A 16570-nucleotide genomic window follows, 5' to 3' on the forward strand; every position below is an offset into this window, starting at 1 on the left:
CTCGTTGCGGGGCCCGACTTGCTTTTATTCGACGGTGATTGTGATCACCTCGGAGACGATGGGCGGATTATGGGGCACATGTCCCGCATCACCCAACACCAGCTGCAGCGTGTGTTCACCAGGGGCCATCTCAAGCGTCACCTCGGTTTGGCCGCCGCCAAAATGGATGTGGTTGTCATCTGCGGGCAGACCGTAGGCCAGCTCATCCGCGCCATCCTCGCCCTGCCCCAGAGGCGGACGGTCAATCAGAAGGTGATGATGGCCGGTATTTTCGGCCTCTGTCCCGGCAGGCGCCACACCCATGCCGTTCAGGCCAAAGACGATTGTTACTGGGGACTGCACGGAATCACCGTCGGACAGATTAACGAAATAAACCTCGGCATCTGGGTTCGATGGGGTCTCTCCTGCGGCCAGAACGATGCTGGCAGAAAACATCAGAGCAGCGATGGAAAAAAAGGCTTTCATAATCTCCTCCTTGGTCACAAATTTGCCATTCTCATCTTAGCATATTTGCCTTGATCCCCATAAAACCCAGCGTTTATTGGGTTTGTGGCGAATTAAGAAACCACCGTTTCCACGTTTCCTATATTCGAACGATCCGTTTTAAATCCCTTTTATTATCCCGAATATGCCCTGTTTCCGCCCAGATTGCTGGCCAAACTGGTTGAAACGAAAAGACCTGGGGAACGAGAATGGACAGACTGACCGAAATGGAAGCCTTTGCCAACGTGGTGGACCAGGGTGGCTTCACTGATGCGGCGAAAAAAATGGGCATCTCCAAATCGGCCGTGTCAAAGCACGTCTCGAGCTTGGAGGCGCGCTTGGGCGCACGCCTTTTAAACCGCACAACGCGCCGTGTTTCACCGACCGAGATTGGCCTTGCGTATTACGACCGTGCCCGTCGGGTGCTCAATGACGCAGGCGAAGCCGATGCGTTGGTTACGTCAATGCAGTCCGCTCCGTCCGGCCTGCTCAGGATCAGTGTGGCGACCGATTTCGGCGTCAATCACCTGTCACCGGTTCTGTCCGAGTTTTTGTCAGCTTATCCCGATATCACCGTCAACATGGTCCTCAACAACCGCTACGTTGAACTGATCTCGGAAGGTTTCGACGTAGCGGTGCGTATCGGAGAGCTGGAAGACAGCACCTTGCGCGCACGCAAACTAACAGAAACCGTGAAACGAATGGTTGCTGCGCCAAGCTATATGGAAAAATACGGCTTACCGCAGAAGATTGATGACCTGAACGAACATAAGCTGCTGCACTATTCCAGCCAGTCTTCGGGCAATGTCTGGAAGCTGACCGCCCCGTCTGGCGAAAAGCGTCAGGTTCGGACCGCCGGCTGGTTGAGCGTGAATGATGGGCAGTCCCTGCTGAACGCGGCGATCTCGGGCCTTGGGATCGCGCATTTGCCCAGCTACCTTTATGCAAGTGCGTTGAAATCCGGCAAAGTTCTGGACGCGATGCCATCTTTGCCAGACGAGGTTCAGGGTGTCTTTGCGGTCTATCCGCCTGGTCGCTTTACGCAACCCAAAGTACGTGCATTCATTGATTTCCTGGTCGAGTCCTTCAAGGACAGAGGACCAATGGATTGGTAATTTCTCCCCGGTGAAGACTGAACGGCCCGTACGAAAGTACGGGCCTTTTTTTCAGTTCACCAGCAGGACTGCCTCGACCCTTCGATTCTGATCACGGCCTTCTGGCGTCGCGTTCGTTGTCATCGGTGCCAGATACCCAATCCCGCGGGCCTCAAGACGATTTCCCGCAACGCCATGACCCTCAATCAATCGAACCCGGACAGCCTGCGCGCGCCCCGTGCTGACCGAGATATTCGCCTCGAGCGTGCCTGTATCGTCGGTGTTCCCGACAAGCGCCAGCCGAACATCAGGATTTTCGGACATATAGGCCGCAATCAACGCCAGCGACGGAAAGGGACCTTCGCCCAGCGTAATCTCTCCGGTTCTGAAATGCAGGTCGTCCAAAATGACATGACCGTTCTGCTCCAGCTCGGACAGCAGACCACCGGCCTGATTTACCGTTTCTTCGACAACCAGCGCAGGCGGTTCGGGTGCATCCACAGGCGTCACGCGGATCATCTGCACGTAGCCATCGGGGGGGGTACGGCTGACCAGCAGACTCAGGGCCTCTTCGCCGCGTGTGGCGGACAGAAAGCGATAGTCCTGAATGGCCACATACATGTCGGGCGTGGGTACGACCTCGGTGCCAAAACGGAAATCGAAGCCACCGCAGGTAATCGCCTCGCATTCAAATGCTATATCAAAACCCTGATCCACGACTTGCTGACGCAGTGGCGCCAGTATCTGCAGCGTCGTACTGGACCCGGACTGCAATCGCCACGTCAACCGCTCAACCCGGCCTTCAATCACGCGATCTGGGACTTTGCCCGATTCAAAGCGACCGATGGGCATGTCATAACTGTCTAGTGCACTGGTGCGATCGCTCACCAGACGCGACCCCGACGGCAAAGCAACTTCCTGCGCCGCAGCCGACCCCTCCAGCAACATGGATATCAGGACCGCGCGGCGGATCATCGGGCCTGCGCGTGATACGCGTCATTCGGAGCCATCGCTGTTGCGCTGGCGACCCGGTTTGACATGTTGAAAAAGCCTGCGACGTTGGCGATATCCCAGATATCGCGATCGCTGAACCCCACGTCGCGCAAAAGCTGGCGGTCGGGCTCCTCGATCTCGGCGCTGGCGGTTGTCATTTTGACCACAAAGTCCAGCATCGCCCGTTGCCGCGCGTCCAGAGGCGCGACCCGGTAGTTCATCACCAGCATCTCACCCAGTTGGGGGTTGCCCGACATCTGCCGCACCGCAGCCCCATGCGCCACAAGGCAGTAAAAGCACTTGTTGATGGCCGATACGACCACTGCAATCATCTCACGTTCAAGCTTGGACAACCCGCTATCGGCCAACATCAGATCGTTATACATGGCGGTAAAGGCGTTCAGCTTGTCGACATCAAAGGCATAGGCCCGCAACACGTTAGGCACAAATCCCAGCTTTTCGACGCAGATATCGAAATACCTCTGCGTTTCGGGTGGCAGAGGATCAGCCATCGGTAAATTCAGCGCAGTCGGTAGAGGATGGTCGGTCACGTCAGGCTTTTCTCCTTAGATACACTGACGGTAATGGTATTCTCCGACGATCTCCATTCCAAGTGCCTGATAGAGACCATTGGCCCCAGCATTTGCCTTAGTGCAGATTACGCTCAGGGTTTGCGCGCCTTGTTCCTGCGCCCAGAACGCTCCTGCACGCATCGCCCATTTTCCCAGCCCGTGGCGACGATGATCGGGCAGGATTTCCAACGCATGGACCATGGCAATAGCGTCATGCATGGCGACAAAACCCGTACCTGCGGGTTGATCCGAACGCCGCATGAGCAGACCCGTTTTCGGCCCCGTGGCACGAGCCATCACGGCCAATCGCGCAGGTCCGATCCCGCCTTTGGCCCAGATCTCATTCATGATGGCCAGCGGATCCCAGATGGCAAAGGCTGTCACACGCGGAATCGGGATATCCGTCAAGTGACCAACCGGGCAGGAATAGATATTGACGGGGTCCAGAACCTCATAGCCTCTGTTCTCGAGTTGCCGATCAAGCACCTCATCGCCGGGCCACAAACAAAAGATGCACTTCTGACCCATCGCCAGCATCGCCGTCTCGGCGGAGTCGATCTGTGCCTCGGTCGCCGGTCCAAGAGCACTGGCCGCCGACACACGAGAACCGGCACCCTGCCCTTCGCGCAGTTGAAACGGCCCAAGCCGTTCGTACCGTGCAGCAGGCCATGTGCCATCAACGATACTGGCCCAGCGCGTCAAAGCTGAAGCTCTTTCGCAAGCCGGGTGATTGCGGCATCGACTTGCGGCCCATCGGTGCCTCGGACGACAATATTGGCACCGAAGACACCGTTGACCTGAAATGGATAGCTGCCAATCGCCAAATCTGGAAAATCAGCAGCCAAGACGGCCAGAGGCCCCGCGATGTCGCCTTCGCCGCGATTGACGCGCAGCGTCTGAGACAGCAGCGGGCTTCCACCAGTCAGGCCCGGCAAAACGCTGGCCACCATGGCCTGAAACACCGAAGGCACCCCGGCCATGACATGAACGTTCCCGATCGTGAACCCGGGTGCTGTCGATACTGGGTTGTCGATCAAGGTCGCGCCATCCGGGATGCGTGCCATGCGCAAGCGAGCCGCGTTCAGCTCTAACCCGGAATTTTTATAATGTGCTTCAAGCAGAGCCCTGGCGTCAGCGCGCACATCAATGGCCGCACCAAAGGCCCGTGCGATGCAGTCGGCAGTGATATCGTCATGTGTCGGGCCGATTCCACCGCTGGTAAATACATGGTCATGTGCATGGGACAGCGCCTTAACGGCCGCCTCAATCGCCGGAGCGTCGTCGCTGACAATGCGCACCTCTTTCAGGTCGATGCCTTGTTTGGTTAGCTCACCGGCGAGATAGTGCATATTGGCATCGCGTGTGCGGCCCGACAGGATTTCATCCCCGATCACCAGCATTGCAGCGGTTGGATTGGCCATGGCGCATACCCTCTCTTGATCGACCCTACGGGCAGGTATAGGCCGTGGGACATGCGATTTGAAACCCCTCTTGTCCCCGCCCGCCTGATCCGCCGCTACAAACGCTTTCTGGCCGATTGCCAGCTGGAGGACGGGCGTGAGGTGACAGCCCATTGTGCCAATCCGGGCTCGATGATGGGGCTAGCGGAGCCTGGCCAGAAAATCTGGCTGGAACCCAATGACGACCCGAAGAAAAAGCTGAAATACGGCTGGCGGCTGGTCGACCATGAAAACGGGCATTTCACCGGGGTGGATACATCCGTTCCCAACAAAGCCTTGCGCGCCGCACTGCAGGCTCGTGACATCCGGGCTTTGGCTGCTTATGAAACCGTCCGGCCCGAGGTCAAATATGGACAAAACAGCCGCATTGATTTTCTACTGACCCAACCCGGCCTGCCCGACGCCTATGTCGAGGTTAAAAGCGTTACCCTGTCGCGCCAACCCGGTCTGGCCGAGTTTCCCGATAGCGTCACGGCGCGTGGCACCAAACACTTGGGCGAGTTGGCTGAGATGGCAACACAAGGACATCGGGCAATCATGCTGTATCTGGTGCAGCGCACCGATTGCGGCAGGTTTGCTCTGGCTGCAGACATCGATCCCGCCTATGTGGCAGCTTTTGAAGCCGCTAGAGGAGTGGAGCGGCTGATCTGCGGCACGACGATTTCGCCCCAAGGTGTTTGGGTCGACGCAGGCAAAGACTGGCAAATCACATAACTTAACCAGAAAACCGGAATTCGCCCAGATATGCACCGGTTTGCGGATTGAACCCGCGATAACTGCCATCTTCTGCCAGTCCCACGACCGCGCACAGCTTGCGGCCCTGTCGGAAAGTGGCCCAACGGCTGCAAATTTCACTCCCTTCCAACCACCAATCGCCAGTGTCCTGCCCCAGCTGCGGCACACGGATTTGAAATCCGCCGTCGCTATGTATCCGGGCGGATCCAGTGATATGAAACCGCTGAAACGCGATTTTGCGGTCCGTTGTCAACAAAGCAGACAGGTCATCCGCGGACAGCATCTGCACCTCCTCTCGGCACCCGGCAAGGACGCAAAGGGCAAGGATCAGGTTTCTTCTCAAACGTCGTGTCCTTTGTTGCGCAGCGTGACCCTATCGTCATTCTGCGGGTGCGCAGATCACAAGATCGCGCGAAATTACCCGCCAACTGACAACCCAATTGCATCTAAACTGCAGGCATGCTTGAATTTCTGCAGTATCAAACCATTTTTATTGATCTGCAAACCCGCGACCCATCGCCCTCTGGAACTTTCTGCACAAGCAGCGTAAACAAAGTGCTGCGCGAAACATTTGGAGCCTAGCGTCGATGAAAGAGCATCGTGGCCGCCTGACCAAGGACGGTATCCGCATCTATGAACAGGGTGACTTTGCCGGCATGCATGCGGCAGGGGCCTTGGCTGCACGGATTCTGGATGATATCGCCCCGCATGTGTTCCCGGGCCAGACCACCGGCGCGATTGACGGGTTGATCACCCAGATGGTCGAGAACGCGGGCGCGACCTCGGCAACCATTGGATACAAGGGCTATCAGCACGCCAGCTGCATCAGCGTAAACCATGTTGTCTGCCACGGCATTCCCGGCGACAAGCGGCTGAAAGACGGCGATATCCTGAATATCGACGTCACGGTTATTGTGGATGGCTGGTTTGGTGACACCTCACGCATGTATGTGGCCGGAAAGCTACCCCGAAAAGCCGAGCGTTTGATTCAAGTGACCCATGACGCCCTGTTCAAGGGCATCGAGATGGTCAAGCCCGGCAACACCTTCGGTGATATCGGCCACGCGATTCAGGCCTATGTCGAGGCGCACCGGATGAGCGTCGTGCGCGATTTCTGCGGTCACGGTCTGGGCCGGGTGTTCCACGCGCCGCCCAATGTGCTGCATTACGGCCGTCCCGGCACCGGTGCCGTCTTGGAAGAGGGCATGTTCTTCACCATAGAACCGATGGTCAATCTGGGCCGACCCGAGACCAAGACGCTGGCCGATGACTGGACCGCCGTGACTCGCGACAAGTCGTTGTCAGCGCAGTTTGAACACTCGGTGGGTGTGACGGCCAATGGGGTCGAGATTTTCACCCTGTCACCGGGCGATATGTTCCACCCGACCTATTCGTCCTGATCAAGCGCCTGATCGCGGAGCAGTTTCAGCAACAAAGTTTCATCCCGCCACGGGATGACGGCGTCATGGATAAACACCGGCGCGCGCAAGGGCTTGCGCTCGGGGTTGGTTGAGGTTTTGGCATCCTGCGAAGGTGCCCAGAACGGAGGGGTGAGTGCGCGATCCATACCGTAGCTTACCACATCTGGTTCAGAGTCCCAAAATCACCGGAACTTGAGCCATATCCGTAAACAGCTCGGCCCCCAGATCAGCCAGTTTTTGCCCTCCGCCCTGTGGCGCATAAGCCAGACAGCGCATATCGGCGCGCATTGCGGCGGTGACGCCGCTAGGGCTGTCCTCGATCACGACGGGAGCTTTCGCGCCAAACTGTCCAGCCGCCGTCAGAAACAGGGTTGGATCGGGTTTCGCCACCTTTAGAACATGGGCCGAGAAAGCCACATCCCGAAACCTGTCCCACAGTCCGTTTTGGCCCAGTGTGATCTGCATCTTGTCCGGACTGCCATTTGAGGCGACGCAAAACGGGATATCTTGCGCGTCCAGCGTGACCAGCAGATCGGCAACACCCGGCATCAGGTCCACTCCGCCGCGAAGACGCGCGTAGGTCTCTGCATAGACTTCATCGACCCAATCCTGGGGTAGGTCCGCGCCGAGCGCGCGAGCCTTATCACGCACCCCGGTCATGGTGCCGCCAAGAAAGAACCCCACACTGTCTTCAAGAGTCAGGTCCAGCCCATAGCGTGAAAGGTTTTCGACCAGCACCTGATTGGACAGCGGCTCACTGTCCACCAGCACGCCGTCGCAGTCAAAGATCACCAGATCATGCATCTGTACCACCCTTCCACATCAGCGTGATATGCGTGTCGCCATATTTCCGACTGTCTTGCAGGATGAACCCTTCAGGCGGCTGCATGGGGGCGTTTTCCTCCCACACGATCAGGGCGTCATCCTCGATCCAGCCGGGCAGCGCGGCGATGGCCTTTTGGCCCATGGACTTGCCATAAGGCGGGTCCAGAAAGATCAGGTCATAAAGCGTGCCGGGATTGTCACCCAGCCGGGTTGCATCGCGGCGGATCAACTGGGTTCGGTCAGCACTGCGAGTCAGGTCGATATTCTTGCGGATCAGCCCCTGCGCCACACGCCCGTCATCCACGAAGGTCACATGGGACGCACCGCGCGACAGTGCCTCAAGCCCCAGCGCGCCGGTGCCCGCAAACAGGTCCAGCACACGCAGACCGTCGAAATCAATCTGATGGCTTAGCACGTTGAACAGGCTTTCACGCACCCGGTCCGTCGTAGGTCGCAAATGCGCCCCGGCATCCCCCTTACCGACCGAGGCCAAGGCTCGGCCCCGGAATTCGCCAGCGATAATCCTCACGCTTTGAGCAGCGGTTTCAGGTCCGCATCCGGGTCGGCAACCACAGCCGGATCGGCGGTTTTGCCCGCGTCGATCAGGCGTTTGCCGACCATATAGGCGCGCGGGTCGTTCATCGCGTCAACCGCGATCAGCTGGTCGCCTTTGTAATACCAGAAGGACACCGTCTGCCCCTCACCCTGCCGCGTCACCACACGATCATAGCCCGTGTTCAGACCCGCGATCTGTAGCTTGACGTCATATTGGTCCGACCAGAACCACGGCGTTGCGGTGTAATCCTTGGCCGCGCCCAGCATGTTCTGGGCCACGATCTCGGCCTGATCAATGGCGTTGGGTACGCTCTCCAGACGGATACGCCCTTCGCCATGTGGGAAAGACGCGCAATCGCCCGCCGCCCAGATCGACGGATCCGAGGTGCGGCCATGGGCGTCGGTTTTGATGCCGTTCTCCAGCTCCAGCCCCGCCATTTCAGCCAGCTGAGTCGCAGGCGCGATGCCCACGCCGACTACGACGAAATCAACGGCAATCTCGGTGCCATCGGTCAAAATTGCGCCTGTCACTTTGCCATCTTCGCCCAGCAGACGGTCCAGCCCAACGCCTTCACGGATATTGGCCCCGTATCCGGAATGCAGCGCGCGGAAATAATCGCTGGTCTCAGGTGCGGCGACCCGTTGCAGGATGCGGTCTGCCATCTCGACCAAGGTCACCTTGACCCCGCGCTTGGCGCAGACCGCAGCCGCCTCGAGCCCGATATAACCTCCGCCTACGATCAGCGCGCGGGCGCCGTCGGTCACGCGCGGCTCCATCTCGTCGATATGGGCAAGATCGCGCACCACATGTACGCCTTGCAGATCGCCACCAATCGCAGCAGGCAGACGGCGCGGATCGGACCCGGTGGTCAGGGCCAGTTCGTCATAGGAAATGACTTCATCGCCCAGCGACACGGTCTTGGCTTGCGGATCAATCGCAGTCACGCGCTGGCCCAGACGCAGAGTAATGTTGTTCTCGGCATAAAAGCTCTCGGGGCGCAGGAACAGGCGCTCCAACTCCATCTCGCCCAGCAGGTAAGCCTTGGACAAGGGCGGGCGCTGATAAGGCAGATGCGGCTCGGCCCCGATCAGGGTGATATCGCCCTCAAACCCGTCTTTGCGCAGCCGCGCCACCAGCGATGCACCCGCCTGCCCGGCACCGATCACGACAATATGGCTCATCTTCCCCTCACCCTGTCGAATTCCCGTGGTCTCCTCCACGCGACCACCTATATTGCGGCTAAGCCCGACTCTGCAAATCCAAACGACAGGAGCACAAAAATGATTTCAACAGGTGATACGCTGCCCGACGCCACACTGACCCAGATGGGTGCCGAAGGCCCTGAAGAGGTTCGGATTTCCGACAAGACAAACGGGCGCAAAGTGGTGATCTTTGCAGTCCCCGGTGCATTCACGCCCACCTGCCATTCGGCCCATGTACCCAGTTTCATGCGTACAAAAGACCGGTTCGACGCCAAGGGCGTGGACGAAATCATCTGCGTCTCGGTCAACGACCCCTTCGTGATGAAAGCCTGGGGCGAGGCCACCGGCGCGACCGATGCGGGCCTGACCATGCTGGCGGATGCCGCGTCCGAGTTCACCAAGGCCATCGGTATGGATTTCGACGCTCCGCCGGCCGGGCTGATCGCGCGGTCGAAACGCTATGCAATGCTGGTCGAGGATGGCAAAGTCACCGCGCTGAACCTGGAAGAAAGCCCCGGCGCGTGCGAAATCTCTGCTGGTGAGGGCCTTTTGGACGTCATCTGATCCGGTTTGGCCCCGGTTCTGTCGGGGCCTTTGCCCTATTTAACTTGATAGGTAACTCTGAACGGCAAATACTCGGCCTAGTTGTTCAGGGAGTCCTTTAATGAAGCTCAAGTCCATTACCCTATGTCTGGGCACGGCAGGCGTACTCGCCGCGTGCGGTCCGGCCCCCACACCCCAACAACAAGCCGCCCGCCAGCATGAGATCGCCTGCCTCAGCGGTACGGTCGGCGGCGCGCTATTGGGTGGCGTCATCGGCAATCAGTTTGGCGGCGGGTCCGGCAAGACGATCCTGACAGCAGCAGGGGCTGCCGTCGGCGGGATCGAAGGTCAGAAATTCGCGTGCTGAGGAGGACATCATGAGACTTGGGATTTTGACACTTGGCCTGACCCTATTGGCCAACACCAGTGTGGCCGAAACCGTGGCAGAGCTGCATGAGAACGAACTGAAAGCCATCGACGCCAACAATGACGGTTTTCTGTCCAAAGACGAGTTCAACGCCTTTTCAGACTATGCATTTCAGGCGATGGATGAGGACAAGAGTGGCACGCTGGGTCTGCAGGAAGCCAAACCCTTTCTGGACATAAAGCAATTCCAAAGCGTTGACCGCAATCGTGATAACGTTATCTCTCGATCAGAATATGATGCGCAGATGACTGAGGATTTCTCATCTGCCGACAAAAACAGGAACGGTCAGTTGGACTAGGACCGCCCCAACTCGACAGGAGCGCGCTATGAACAAATGGATTTCTCTGGGTGTTCTGGCTTTGCTTGCAGCGTGTGACGTGCCGCAAGCGCCGATTGTAACCGGACCGGATGGTCAGCAGCGGATACAAATAAACACCAGCGGGCTGACCTGTTATGACACGCGGTGTCTAGACATTAACCCGGCGGCGCGGTCGGTGCGATCGAATGGCCTACGAGAAACTCGCATCCCGAAAAATATCGACGTGAGCAGTGGCACTGTAACGCCTGATGAATTCCGGCAAATGGGTGTGGCTGCCTCGCTGGCGGGTGGCGTCGGCTCGGCAAGCGACCGGGGTTAAACCAGACTGTCCATCTTTCGGGCCAGCTTTGCGTCCAGCGCCGACAATCCACCCACATCATGGGTAGACAAGGTCACCTCGACCGTACGGTAGACATTGAACCATTCGGGGTGATGGTTCCATTTCTCGGCAAAGATGGCCACTTGGGTCATCCAGCCAAAGGCGTGGACAAAATCCTGGAAGATGAAAGTCTTGGTGATTGCGTCCCGGCCTTCCACCATGGTCCAGCCATTTTGAAACAGAGGGTCCAGAAGGGGGCCGCGCGTTTCCGTTGACAAAAGTTCGGTCATTGCTGTTCCTCCGGGTTCGCTTTTCTGAACGGGCCGTAATCCGTCAGAATCTCGATCTCTTCTCCCACTGCGCGGGCCTCGGCGTCCAGATATTTTCGGATCGCGTCGGAAAAGCCAGGGTCGTTGACCCAGTGAAGACTGTGCGTGCGCGTTGGCAGATAACCGCGGGCCAGCTTGTGTTCCCCCTGCGCGCCCGCCTCGACCCGTGACAAGCCTTGCGCAATGGCAATATCGATTGCCCGATAGTAACACAGTTCGAAATGCAGGCAGGCGTGATGTTCGATGCAGCCCCAATAGCGGCCATAAAGCGTCTCGCGCCCGATGAAATTCAACGCACCCGCAATTGGATATCCATCCCGTTCAGCCAGCACCAACGCCATGTCGTCGACCATGGTTTCATGAACGATGTCAAAGAACTGACGGGTCAGATAGGGGACCCCCCACTTACGTGACCCAGTGTCCTGATAAAACCGCCAGAACGCATCCCAGTGCTCTGGCCGTAGGTCATCGCCCGTGTAGGTGCGAATCTGGCCGCCAAATCCACAGGCCTGCGCACGTTCCTTACGGATATTCTTACGTTTGCGCGACGAGAGCGCCGCCAGAAACCCGTCGAAATCCGCATAGTCATGATTGAGCCAGTGAAACTGTTGCGAATGACGCACCATCAGGCCCATTTCTTCACCCGCTTCGGCCTCGGCATCGGTGCAAAAGGTCGCGTGGATGGATGAGACCTGATTATCCGCCGCCAGTTGCACCGCACCTTGTACGAGGGCCGACAGGCCGACGCCCTCATACCCCGGCCGCACCAGAAACCGTCGCCCCGTGGCGGGTGTGAAGGGCACCGCAATTTGAAGCTTGGGGTAATAGCGCCCGCCCGCATTCTCATAAGCGTGCGCCCAGTTGTGGTCAAAGATGTACTCACCCTGCGAATGCGACTTGGCATACATCGGGGCCGCGCCGATCAGCATTCCGTCCAGATACGCGGTCAGATATTGCGGTTGCCAGCCTGAGCCGCGCCCGACCGAGCCGCTGTTTTCCAGCGCCAACAAAAACCGATGCGTGGTAAACGGATCCAGTGGGCGACCGCCATCGGCCGCCTCGGGACAGGCGCAACTGTCCCACTCTGCAGCAGGGATTTGCGACAGCGACCCCAATACCCGAACCTCGATTTGCGCCTGATCCATGTGCCCTCCGCGTCTTGTCTTTATCTGTGACGGATGGGGTGGGGTTCAACCCGAGTGGGCGGCCAAATACCCCTCGAAGGTCACATTATCGGCAACCTTGCGGGCCTCTGCCTCTTGTTCGGGCGAGCGGATGGTCCAACACAGGATCGGCACACCCTGCAACTTCAACTCGGCCACACGGGGACGCGCCAGGTCTGCAGCCTCATGACTTATAAAACTGGCGCTGACCCGTTCGAAATCGGGAATGCCACGCAAATGGTCGCAGACTGCTTGTGGCAGATGTTCGACCTTGGGCTGATACGAACAGGTTGTGATGCCACGCGGTAGATGGGGGGCAATTCGTGCCAGTTCGGCGACGGAATTTGGATTGAATGACATCAGCGCCACAGCCCCGTCATAGCCCTGCAAAGCACGCACGGTGTCTTGCTCCAGAGGGCCAACATCAGTGCCCATCGCGCCATCCTGATCTTTCAATTCGATCAGCAGAGGCACTTGCCCGGCCACGATCTCAAGCACCTCGTCCAACGTCGGGATACCGTCTGCGGCATGCAAAAGCTGCGTCGTTTGCGCCTCGGCCGCCGAGATTTGCTGAATCGGGCCAGAACGGCCCGTCAGACGGGTCATGTCATAGTCGTGAAACACCATCGCCCGGTTGTCGCTGGTGCGTTGCAGATCAATCTCGATACCATATCCGGCCTCGACAGCCGCGCGAATGGCCGCCCGGCTGTTTTCCGGGCGGTTGTCCGAGAGGTCGTGCAATGCCCGATGCGCGATCGGAGACTGCAGGAACACGTCAGGCAAGGCGGGTGTCATGCGACCTCGAAAATACCTTCGATCTCAACAGCCACGCCCAAAGGCAGCGCCGCAGCACTGACAGCCGAGCGCGAATGGCGACCAGCCTCACCCAGCGCTTCGACCAGAAAGTCCGACGCGCCGTTGATGACCTGTGGCTGTGCTGTGAAATCAGGGGTCGAGTTCACGAACCCTGTCAGTTTGATCACCCGCACCAGCTTGTCGATATCACCGCCACATGCCGCTTTGACTTGCGCCAGCAGGTTGATCGCACACACTTTGGCGGCTGCTGCACCAGCTTCGACCTCCATGTCATCGCCCAGCTTGCCGATGATCATCGAACCATCGTTCGAAATCTGCCCCGAAACATAGACGATGTTACCAACGCGCACGAAAGGCACATAGTTGGCCGCCGGTGCCGGCGCGTCGGGCAGTGTAACGCCCATGCTGTCCAGTTTTGCTGCAATGCTCATGTGATGGTCCTCACCTTAATTCGAGTCGGTCGGACGCTAACCGGGAAAGACCGGTTCGAAAAGCACCAAACCGCCGAATTAAGCGTCAATGGTGCTGTAAGCATGACTTCTCTTATTCTTTAGTGTTGAACTCGTGTCACTTTACCTTGACCTCTTAACCGGGTTACACGCTGGCTGTTTCAATAGATTTGTGAAACACCTATGTGACATTGAATTGCGCCGTTAGAAACGGCCAAAGGCAGAATTGATTGAACGTTCAGGCGCATTCGTTCCTGACGTGTTGGAGTGGCAAAGACCGTGCTAAGCAAAATCCGCTTGAGGCCCCTTATCCTCCTGTCCCTAGTGGCTACTCTCGGCGCCTGCGCTACACGCCCGCCGGAAGGCACCCCTCCGGGTGAGGTGTTTGACCCTTACGAAAGAAATAATCGGGGTATTCATAAGTTCAATCTGGGCGTTGACCGGTTTCTGTTCCGTCCCGCCTCGAAAGGCTATGTGAAGATCTTCCCCGATCCGGTTGTGACCAGTTTCAGCAATTTCGCGGAAAACCTGACCATGCCGGGGCAGGCGCTGGACTATCTGTTGCAGGGAAATCTGAAACAGTCGGGCAATGCCCTGCTACGCTTTGCAATCAATACTACCGTTGGCGGGGCAGGCTTATCCAAACCTGCGGACGAGTTGAACCTGCCGCCGGTTGACACCGACTTTGGCGAGACACTGCATGTCTGGGGTGTCGGAGAAGGCGCTTATGTGGAACTGCCACTATACGGCCCATCGACCCAGCGAGACGCAATTGGTGTTGTGGTCAATCTTTTCTCGAACCCGATCAACTTTTCGCCTGTGCGCCCGATCGACAATATCGGCGTCTATGCCGAGGTTGTGCGGCGCGCCGGGGATCGGGGCCGGTTCTCGGATACGGTCGACTCGATCCTGTATGAAAGCGCCGACAGTTATGCGCAGTCACAGACCATCTACCTGCAAAACCGCCGGTTTGAACTGGCGCGAGACGATGAAAACGCCTATCTGGGCCTATATGACGACCCCTACGCAGACATCGGAACCGACCCTGTCAGGGACCCCTACCTAGACCCCTACGAGGACCCCTATGCTGAATAACCATCTGAATCGACGCGGATTTGTCGCCACTGGCCTAGCCGGTGTTTTGATGGCCGCCCTGCCCGCCTACGCCCAGACCGAAGCCAGCGCCAAGGCGCTGGTGGTAAGTGTGGTGGACGACATCAACCGCGTGATCGCCTCGGGCAAGTCCGAAAAGTCGATGATCCGCGATTTCGAGAAGATTTTTGCGCAATATGCCGACGTACCAATTATGGCACGTTACGTGTTGGGGGCCGATGGCCGATCTGCTAGCCCGGCGCAGCTGCGACAATTCACAGACGCTTTTCAGGGCTATATCTCGAACAAATATGGCCGCCGCTTCCGTGAATTCATTGGCGGTCAGGTCACCGTGCGCAACGCCCGCAAGATCAAAGCGGGGTATGAGGTGCGCACCTCGGTTAAACTTCAAGGCTCGTCCCCGTTCGAGGTGACGTTCCTGGTGTCGGACAAATCGGGCCGCGACCGGTTTTTCAACATGTTCATCGAAGGGGTGAACATGCTGCTGACCGAGCGCACCGAAGTTGGCGCGCTGCTGGACGCGCGCGGAGGCGATCTGAACCGTCTAATCAAGGACATGAAGCAGAACAAGCTGAGCTGATCGGGTTCACATGACAAAAGCGCCGCGCGACCCCCATCGCGCGGCGCTTTTTTGTTGGGGCTTGAACGCCCTTAGTTCAAGCGCTCGCCGGTTTCTTTGGCGAAATACGACACTTTGCTCATGTCGAAGGCGAGGTTCAGAGGTTTCCCCGCCTGCGCGCTGGTTTCCGCGTGCAGACGCGCCGTGACCTGCTTGCCGCCCAGCTCCGAGACCACATAGGTGTCGGCCCCTGCAGGTTCGACCATATCGACAAGACATTCAGCCTCTTGCACACCGTCACCTGCGCGGAACCCGGCCTCAGCGATGTCCTCGGGACGCAGACCCAGGATCACGTCCTGCGGAAGAGCCAGATCACGCGAATCCGTCAACAGCAGGTCGCCACCCTCACGCGCGATGGCGATCTGGGTGCCCGAACCATTCTTGCGCGCCTGTGCCGGGATCAGGTTCATCGCGGGCGAGCCCATGAAATCCGCCACAAACAGGTTGGCCGGGTTGTTGTAGATCTCGGCCGGGGTGCCGATTTGCTGCACCACCCCACCTTTCAACACGACGATCTTGGTCGCCAGCGTCATCGCCTCAATCTGGTCGTGGGTGACATAAACGATCGACGCATCCAGCGTCTGGTGCAGTTTCTTGATCTCGGTCCGCATCTCGACCCGCAGCTTGGCGTCGAGGTTGGATAGCGGTTCGTCGAACAAGAACAGCTTGGGATCGCGCACCAGCGCCCGACCCATGGCCACACGCTGACGCTGTCCACCTGACAACTGGCTTGGGCGGCGGTTCAGCAGTGGTTCGATCTGCAACAGCTGTGCGACCTCTTTCAGCTTGGCATCCTGCGTCGCCTGATCGACCCCGCGCACTTTCATGCCAAAGGTGATGTTCTTGGCCACGGTCATGGTCGGATACAAAGCGTAGGACTGGAACACCATCGCGATGTCGCGGTCCTTGGGGCTGACATGGGTCATGTCCTTGCCACCAATGGACAGGGTGCCGCCAGTGATCTCCTCCAACCCCGCAATGCAGTTCAGCAGGGTGGACTTGCCGCAGCCCGAGGGGCCAACCAGCACCAGGAAATCGCCCGGCTCGATCGAGATGTTGATGTCCTTCAGAATCTCGGTCGCACCGTAATTCTTATAGAGTTTGTTGATATCAAGGATGGGTGCCATGGGTC

At 58.3% G+C, this 16570-nt stretch carries 24 protein-coding genes; 9 read left to right on the top strand and 15 right to left on the bottom strand.

Features of this window, described 5'->3' with window-relative positions:
* Positions 1-24: 24 nt before the first annotated feature.
* On the bottom strand, positions 25-465 hold the full coding sequence (locus ACR0DX_RS15295; protein ID WP_170355970.1) for a DUF4399 domain-containing protein: 441 nt from the start codon (positions 463-465) through the stop codon (positions 25-27).
* A 227-nt stretch (positions 466-692) separates the two neighbouring features.
* Here ACR0DX_RS15295 and ACR0DX_RS15300 point away from each other — a divergent pair, with 227 nt between their 5' ends.
* Positions 693-1598: a LysR family transcriptional regulator gene (locus ACR0DX_RS15300; RefSeq protein WP_170355969.1), complete on the top strand. Its 906-nt coding sequence runs from the start codon at positions 693-695 to the stop codon at positions 1596-1598.
* 51 nt (positions 1599-1649) lie between these two features.
* Here ACR0DX_RS15300 and ACR0DX_RS15305 read toward each other — a convergent pair whose 3' ends face one another.
* The 4 genes from ACR0DX_RS15305 to ACR0DX_RS15320 are packed head-to-tail and all read right to left on the bottom strand — an operon-like array spanning position 1650 to position 4563.
* Positions 1650-2552, bottom strand: coding sequence for an OmpA family protein (locus ACR0DX_RS15305; RefSeq protein WP_170355967.1), 903 nt, complete (start codon positions 2550-2552; stop codon positions 1650-1652).
* Positions 2549-3121: a peroxidase-related enzyme gene (locus tag ACR0DX_RS15310; protein WP_170355965.1), complete on the bottom strand. Its 573-nt coding sequence runs from the start codon at positions 3119-3121 to the stop codon at positions 2549-2551. The genes ACR0DX_RS15305 and ACR0DX_RS15310 overlap by 4 nt, the downstream gene beginning before the upstream one ends.
* Positions 3122-3136: 15 nt before the next feature.
* On the bottom strand, positions 3137-3844 hold the full coding sequence (locus tag ACR0DX_RS15315; protein WP_170355963.1) for a GNAT family N-acetyltransferase: 708 nt from the start codon (positions 3842-3844) through the stop codon (positions 3137-3139).
* Positions 3841-4563 carry a molybdopterin-binding protein gene (locus ACR0DX_RS15320; RefSeq protein ID WP_170355961.1) on the bottom strand — a complete coding sequence of 241 codons (723 nt, stop codon included), beginning with the start codon at positions 4561-4563 and terminating at the stop codon, positions 3841-3843. Before ACR0DX_RS15320 ends, ACR0DX_RS15315 begins: the two co-directional genes overlap by 4 nt.
* A 51-nt stretch (positions 4564-4614) precedes the next feature.
* Here ACR0DX_RS15320 and sfsA point away from each other — a divergent pair, with 51 nt between their 5' ends.
* On the top strand, positions 4615-5316 hold the full coding sequence (gene sfsA / locus ACR0DX_RS15325; RefSeq protein WP_170355959.1) for a DNA/RNA nuclease SfsA: 702 nt from the start codon (positions 4615-4617) through the stop codon (positions 5314-5316).
* 1 nt (position 5317) lies between these two features.
* On the opposite strand, the gene ACR0DX_RS15330 is transcribed toward sfsA, so the two are convergent.
* On the bottom strand, positions 5318-5620 hold the full coding sequence (locus ACR0DX_RS15330; RefSeq protein ID WP_170355958.1) for a hypothetical protein: 303 nt from the start codon (positions 5618-5620) through the stop codon (positions 5318-5320).
* Between the two features lie 304 nt (positions 5621-5924).
* On the opposite strand from ACR0DX_RS15330, the gene map reads away from it, so the two are divergent.
* Positions 5925-6737: a type I methionyl aminopeptidase gene (map, locus tag ACR0DX_RS15335; protein WP_170355957.1), complete on the top strand. Its 813-nt coding sequence runs from the start codon at positions 5925-5927 to the stop codon at positions 6735-6737.
* On the opposite strand, the gene ACR0DX_RS15340 is transcribed toward map, so the two are convergent.
* From ACR0DX_RS15340 to ACR0DX_RS15355, 4 genes are read right to left on the bottom strand one after another with little or no spacing between them, the layout of a single operon-like run.
* On the bottom strand, positions 6725-6904 hold the full coding sequence (locus ACR0DX_RS15340) for a hypothetical protein (RefSeq protein ID WP_170355955.1): 180 nt from the start codon (positions 6902-6904) through the stop codon (positions 6725-6727). The two genes, map and ACR0DX_RS15340, sit on opposite strands and share 13 nt — an antisense overlap.
* Positions 6905-6926: 22 nt before the next feature.
* The gene (locus ACR0DX_RS15345; RefSeq protein ID WP_170355953.1) at positions 6927-7562 is read right to left on the bottom strand and encodes an HAD family hydrolase; all 636 of its coding nucleotides are present in this window, start codon (positions 7560-7562) and stop codon (positions 6927-6929) included.
* Positions 7555-8112 carry a 16S rRNA (guanine(966)-N(2))-methyltransferase RsmD gene (gene rsmD / locus ACR0DX_RS15350; protein WP_170355951.1) on the bottom strand — a complete coding sequence of 186 codons (558 nt, stop codon included), beginning with the start codon at positions 8110-8112 and terminating at the stop codon, positions 7555-7557. Before rsmD ends, ACR0DX_RS15345 begins: the two co-directional genes overlap by 8 nt.
* Positions 8109-9320 (bottom strand): FAD-dependent oxidoreductase, encoded by a 1212-nt coding sequence (locus tag ACR0DX_RS15355; RefSeq protein WP_170355949.1) that lies wholly within the window; start codon positions 9318-9320, stop codon positions 8109-8111. Before ACR0DX_RS15355 ends, rsmD begins: the two co-directional genes overlap by 4 nt.
* Positions 9321-9419: 99 nt before the next feature.
* On the opposite strand from ACR0DX_RS15355, the gene ACR0DX_RS15360 reads away from it, so the two are divergent.
* The 4 genes from ACR0DX_RS15360 (at position 9420) to ACR0DX_RS15375 (ending at position 10949) form a co-directional block, all read left to right on the top strand.
* A complete protein-coding gene (locus tag ACR0DX_RS15360; RefSeq protein WP_170355947.1) occupies positions 9420-9905 on the top strand; it encodes a peroxiredoxin family protein in 486 nt (161 codons plus the stop codon).
* A 100-nt stretch (positions 9906-10005) separates the two neighbouring features.
* Entirely contained in the window at positions 10006-10251 is a 246-nt protein-coding gene (locus ACR0DX_RS15365; RefSeq protein ID WP_170355945.1) for a glycine zipper 2TM domain-containing protein, read from the top strand.
* A 10-nt stretch (positions 10252-10261) separates the two neighbouring features.
* Complete coding sequence (locus ACR0DX_RS15370) at positions 10262-10609, top strand: EF-hand domain-containing protein (RefSeq protein ID WP_170355943.1); 348 nt, start codon at positions 10262-10264, stop codon at positions 10607-10609.
* 28 nt (positions 10610-10637) lie between these two features.
* Positions 10638-10949, top strand: a complete 312-nt coding sequence (locus tag ACR0DX_RS15375) for a hypothetical protein (RefSeq protein ID WP_170355941.1) — start codon at positions 10638-10640, stop codon at positions 10947-10949.
* Here the strand turns inward: ACR0DX_RS15375 and ACR0DX_RS15380 are convergent.
* Genes ACR0DX_RS15380 through ACR0DX_RS15395 form a run of 4 tightly spaced genes read right to left on the bottom strand, consistent with a single transcriptional unit; the run spans position 10946 to position 13688 of the window.
* Positions 10946-11239, bottom strand: a complete 294-nt coding sequence (locus tag ACR0DX_RS15380; RefSeq protein ID WP_170355939.1) for a 4a-hydroxytetrahydrobiopterin dehydratase — start codon at positions 11237-11239, stop codon at positions 10946-10948. The genes ACR0DX_RS15375 and ACR0DX_RS15380 overlap by 4 nt on opposite strands.
* On the bottom strand, positions 11236-12423 hold the full coding sequence (locus tag ACR0DX_RS15385; protein WP_170355938.1) for a GNAT family N-acetyltransferase: 1188 nt from the start codon (positions 12421-12423) through the stop codon (positions 11236-11238). The genes ACR0DX_RS15380 and ACR0DX_RS15385 overlap by 4 nt, the downstream gene beginning before the upstream one ends.
* Before the next feature lie 45 nt (positions 12424-12468).
* Positions 12469-13236 (bottom strand): glycerophosphodiester phosphodiesterase family protein, encoded by a 768-nt coding sequence (locus ACR0DX_RS15390; protein WP_170355936.1) that lies wholly within the window; start codon positions 13234-13236, stop codon positions 12469-12471.
* Positions 13233-13688, bottom strand: coding sequence for a RidA family protein (locus ACR0DX_RS15395; protein WP_170355934.1), 456 nt, complete (start codon positions 13686-13688; stop codon positions 13233-13235). The genes ACR0DX_RS15390 and ACR0DX_RS15395 overlap by 4 nt, the downstream gene beginning before the upstream one ends.
* A gap of 342 nt (positions 13689-14030) precedes the next feature.
* On the opposite strand from ACR0DX_RS15395, the gene ACR0DX_RS15400 reads away from it, so the two are divergent.
* On the top strand, positions 14031-14801 hold the full coding sequence (locus tag ACR0DX_RS15400) for an MlaA family lipoprotein (protein WP_480846626.1): 771 nt from the start codon (positions 14031-14033) through the stop codon (positions 14799-14801).
* Positions 14791-15399, top strand: a complete 609-nt coding sequence (locus ACR0DX_RS15405) for an MlaC/ttg2D family ABC transporter substrate-binding protein (RefSeq protein WP_170355932.1) — start codon at positions 14791-14793, stop codon at positions 15397-15399. Before ACR0DX_RS15400 ends, ACR0DX_RS15405 begins: the two co-directional genes overlap by 11 nt.
* Before the next feature lie 71 nt (positions 15400-15470).
* Here the strand turns inward: ACR0DX_RS15405 and ACR0DX_RS15410 are convergent, their stop codons facing one another.
* On the bottom strand, positions 15471-16565 hold the full coding sequence (locus ACR0DX_RS15410) for an ABC transporter ATP-binding protein (RefSeq protein ID WP_170355929.1): 1095 nt from the start codon (positions 16563-16565) through the stop codon (positions 15471-15473).
* Between the last annotated feature and the right edge of the window lie 5 nt (positions 16566-16570).

Source organism: Ruegeria sp. D3 (assembly GCF_056534465.1).

Excerpts from the sequence above, each read along its gene's own strand:
- map (WP_170355957.1), top strand. The coding sequence starts at position 5,925 with ATGAAAGAGCATCGTGGCCGCCTGACCAAGGACGGTATCCGCATCTAT.
- ACR0DX_RS15305 (WP_170355967.1), bottom strand. The coding sequence starts at position 2,552 with ATGATCCGCCGCGCGGTCCTGATATCCATGTTGCTGGAGGGGTCGGCT.
- ACR0DX_RS15380 (WP_170355939.1), bottom strand. The coding sequence starts at position 11,239 with ATGACCGAACTTTTGTCAACGGAAACGCGCGGCCCCCTTCTGGACCCT.
- ACR0DX_RS15410 (WP_170355929.1), bottom strand. The coding sequence starts at position 16,565 with ATGGCACCCATCCTTGATATCAACAAACTCTATAAGAATTACGGTGCG.
- ACR0DX_RS15385 (WP_170355938.1), bottom strand. The coding sequence starts at position 12,423 with ATGGATCAGGCGCAAATCGAGGTTCGGGTATTGGGGTCGCTGTCGCAA.
- ACR0DX_RS15370 (WP_170355943.1), top strand. The coding sequence starts at position 10,262 with ATGAGACTTGGGATTTTGACACTTGGCCTGACCCTATTGGCCAACACC.
- ACR0DX_RS15355 (WP_170355949.1), bottom strand. The coding sequence starts at position 9,320 with ATGAGCCATATTGTCGTGATCGGTGCCGGGCAGGCGGGTGCATCGCTG.
- ACR0DX_RS15395 (WP_170355934.1), bottom strand. The coding sequence starts at position 13,688 with ATGAGCATTGCAGCAAAACTGGACAGCATGGGCGTTACACTGCCCGAC.
- ACR0DX_RS15375 (WP_170355941.1), top strand. The coding sequence starts at position 10,638 with ATGAACAAATGGATTTCTCTGGGTGTTCTGGCTTTGCTTGCAGCGTGT.
- ACR0DX_RS15365 (WP_170355945.1), top strand. The coding sequence starts at position 10,006 with ATGAAGCTCAAGTCCATTACCCTATGTCTGGGCACGGCAGGCGTACTC.
- ACR0DX_RS15360 (WP_170355947.1), top strand. The coding sequence starts at position 9,420 with ATGATTTCAACAGGTGATACGCTGCCCGACGCCACACTGACCCAGATG.
- ACR0DX_RS15340 (WP_170355955.1), bottom strand. The coding sequence starts at position 6,904 with ATGGATCGCGCACTCACCCCTCCGTTCTGGGCACCTTCGCAGGATGCC.
- ACR0DX_RS15300 (WP_170355969.1), top strand. The coding sequence starts at position 693 with ATGGACAGACTGACCGAAATGGAAGCCTTTGCCAACGTGGTGGACCAG.
- ACR0DX_RS15345 (WP_170355953.1), bottom strand. The coding sequence starts at position 7,562 with ATGCATGATCTGGTGATCTTTGACTGCGACGGCGTGCTGGTGGACAGT.
- ACR0DX_RS15295 (WP_170355970.1), bottom strand. The coding sequence starts at position 465 with ATGAAAGCCTTTTTTTCCATCGCTGCTCTGATGTTTTCTGCCAGCATC.
- ACR0DX_RS15390 (WP_170355936.1), bottom strand. The coding sequence starts at position 13,236 with ATGACACCCGCCTTGCCTGACGTGTTCCTGCAGTCTCCGATCGCGCAT.
- ACR0DX_RS15320 (WP_170355961.1), bottom strand. The coding sequence starts at position 4,563 with ATGGCCAATCCAACCGCTGCAATGCTGGTGATCGGGGATGAAATCCTG.
- ACR0DX_RS15330 (WP_170355958.1), bottom strand. The coding sequence starts at position 5,620 with ATGCTGTCCGCGGATGACCTGTCTGCTTTGTTGACAACGGACCGCAAA.
- sfsA (WP_170355959.1), top strand. The coding sequence starts at position 4,615 with ATGCGATTTGAAACCCCTCTTGTCCCCGCCCGCCTGATCCGCCGCTAC.
- ACR0DX_RS15405 (WP_170355932.1), top strand. The coding sequence starts at position 14,791 with ATGCTGAATAACCATCTGAATCGACGCGGATTTGTCGCCACTGGCCTA.